This window comes from Dietzia sp. SLG310A2-38A2 (assembly GCF_014145095.1).
Lineage (GTDB): Bacteria > Actinomycetota > Actinomycetes > Mycobacteriales > Mycobacteriaceae > Dietzia.
In genome coordinates, this window is the sequence record NZ_JAALDX010000040.1 from 1 (window position 1) to 3176 (window position 3176).

A 3176-nucleotide genomic window follows, 5' to 3' on the forward strand; every position below is an offset into this window, starting at 1 on the left:
TCGGGGGGGATCCTCGAGTGCTCCACCGGGTTCAACGGGGAGTTCGACGGCGCGCCGGTCGTCATCACCGCCGCCCACTGCGCCGGCGCCGACGGCACCCGCGCCGCCCTCGCCGACGGCGAGGAGTTCGGCACCATGACCCGCACCCGACGCGACGGGATCGATACGTCGCTCGTGGCCGTCGACCCGGAGTTCACCGACCGCTTCCGCACCAACCTTGTCGGCGCCGGTCCCGACACCACCCAGGCGATCACCGGGACCGCCGACCCGGTCGTCGGGCAGAAGGCCTGCAAGACCGGGTTCCGGACCGGATTCTCCTGCGGCACCGTCTCCGAGTTCGGCGCGATGATCGACGTCGCCGGCTCCCGCACCATCGCCAACGCGTTCACGGTGGACCTCTGCGCTCTCCCCGGCGACAGCGGAGGCGTCGTGTTCTCGGGCGACAAGGCCCTCGGGATCTCCAGCGCGTCCAACGTCGCCGAGACCGGGACCTGCGCCAACGCTGACGCCGTGGCCAGGGAGAACGGGTACGTCCCGCGCCTGTCGGCGGTCCCGATCTCCGATGTCCTGGCCGCGCATCCCGGACTGACACTGCGTACCAACTGATCCCGAACGACCCGCGGGCCCCGTCCCACGAATCGAGTGCACTCCGCTAAGGGGAACCTCAACTCGTGGGACGGGGCCCGCGTGGCTTACCTTTAACAACAAGACCGTCGACGGGCACCCCTGGGGTCGTCAGGTGCTCGTGCGTCGAGAAGTGCGACGAAAGGCCGCGAACCATGTCAGGCGTGACCATCACTCTAGGGACGATCGGTGTCCTCGTATCAATCTTCGCTTGGGGGTCGTTCTTCGGGGGGATCGCCCGGATGGTGCGGTCCGTCCGCCTGGGCCAGAAAGACGGATTCAACCGTTGGACCCCGGTGTTCCCGCGCCTCAAGACTCTCATCGTGGAGTTCATAGGCCACACCAGAATGCTCCGGAAGAAGTCGGTGGGTGCCTCCCACTGGCTGGTGATGTTCGGCTTCATCCTCGGCTCGGTCGTGGCCATGGAGGCTTACATCCAGACCTTCAACCCCGAGGGCCACTGGCCGATCATCGGTGGCACCGCCTGGTACCACTTCATCGACGAACTGCTCGGGCTCGGCACAGTCATCGGCATCACTGTGCTGATCATCATCCGCCAGCGCTCCATGCGCCGAGGGCTGAACCGGTTCACGGGTTCGGATCGCCGGGCGGCCTATTTCGTCGAGACCGTCGTCCTCATCGAGGGCCTGGGAATGATCCTGGTCAAGGCCGGCAAGATCGCCACCTACGGTCATGCCAACCCCGCGACCGACTTCTTCACCATGCAGGTCGCCACCCTCCTGCCGTCCAGTCCCGAGATGGTCTCCGCATTCGCCTTCGTCAAGCTGATGTCCGCGATGATCTGGCTCTACGTGGTCGGCCGCAACATCACCTGGGGCGTCGCCTGGCACCGCTTCTCCGCCTTCTTCAACATCTACTTCAAGCGCGAGGCCGACGGTCGCACCGCGCTGGGCGCCCTCAAGCCGATGACCATGGACGGCGAGGCGCTGACCATGGAGAAGATCGAGGAGCGCACCGAGGCGGACGAGGACTTCGAGCCGCTCCTGGGTGCGGGCGCGATCGAGGACTTCTCGTGGAAGGGCTGGCTGGACTTCTCCACCTGTACCGAGTGTGGCCGCTGCCAGGAGCAGTGCCCCGCCTGGAACACCGGCAAGCCCCTGAGCCCCAAGCTCATGATCATGGCCCTGCGTGACCACGCCCACGCCAAGGCCCCGTATCTGCTCGCCGGCGGCAAGACCACGATGGGCGAGGAGACGGGACTCGTCGACGCCGAGGGCAACCCGGACGAGAACAAGCTGGCCAAGATCCCCGAGGCCGCCCGCCTCGAGGCCCAGCGTCCGCTGGTCGGCCACACCACCGCCGACGTGTCCGACGACCCGATGGCCGCCGGCATCATCGACCCCGAGGCCCTGTGGTCCTGCACCACCTGTGGTGCTTGCGTCGAGCAGTGCCCGGTGGACATCGAGCACGTCGACCACTTCATCGACATGCGCCGTTACCAGGTGCTCATCGAGTCCGAGTTCCCCACGGAGCTCGCCGGCCTGTTCAAGAACCTCGAGAACAAGGGCAACCCCTGGGGTCAGAACAACTCGGGCCGCGACGACTGGATGAAGACCCTCGACTTCGAGATCCCGGTCATCGGTTCGGACATCGAGGACTTCTCGGACACCGAGTACCTGTTCTGGGTCGGCTGCGCCGGCGCCTTCGAGGACCGCGCCAAGAAGACCACCCAGGCCGTGGCCACGTTGCTGCACACCGCCGGTGTGAAGTTCGCCGTGCTGGGCCAGGGCGAGACCTGTACCGGTGACTCCGCCCGCCGCGCGGGCAACGAGTTCCTGTTCCAGATGCTCGCGGAGCAGAACATCGAGACCATGAACAACGCCTTCGACGGCGTGCCCACCGGGCAGCGCAAGGTCGTCGTGACCTGTGCCCACTGCCTCAACGCGCTCAAGAACGAGTACGGCGACTTCGGTGGCGATTACCAGGTGGTCCACCACACGCAGCTGCTCAACCGCCTCGTGAGGGAGAAGCGGCTCGTGCCGGTGGCCCCGATCGACGGCGGCGTGACCTACCACGACCCGTGCTACCTCGGCCGCCACAACCAGGTGTACGAGGCGCCGCGTGAGCTCATGGACGGCTCGGGCGTGACCCTCACCGAGATGCCCCGCCACGGCCAGCGCTCCATGTGCTGTGGCGCCGGCGGCGCGCGGATGTGGATGGAGGAGACGGTCGGCAAGCGCATCAACGTCGACCGTGTCGACGAGGCCCTGTCGACCAAGGCGACCAAGATCGCCACCGGCTGCCCGTTCTGTCGGGTGATGCTCTCCGACGGCGCCACCGCGCAGACCGACGGCACCGAGCTGGAGGGTCAGGTCGAGGTCGTGGACGTGGCCCAGCTCCTGCTGGAGTCCGTCACCCGCGACGGCGGCCTGCCCGAGCCCCGTGAGCTCGCGTGGCTGGAGCAGCCGAAGCGCGAGAAGACCGCCGCGGAGAAGGAGGCCGCCGAGGCCGAGGCCGCCACGTCGGCCGACGCCAAGACCGCGGTCGCCGAACCCTCCGGGACCCCGGACAACCCGGTGATCGACAAGGGC

General features: G+C 67.5%; 2 protein-coding genes. Both read left to right on the forward strand.

The annotated features are described in order from the left end of the window. Positions 1–606: S1 family peptidase (locus G6027_RS01525; protein ID WP_241726720.1), on the forward strand; the 606-nt coding region annotated here is incomplete at its 5' end. A gap of 173 nt (positions 607–779) precedes the next feature. Continuing rightward, positions 780–3176: (Fe-S)-binding protein (locus tag G6027_RS01530; protein ID WP_182634777.1), on the forward strand; the 2397-nt coding region annotated here is incomplete at its 3' end.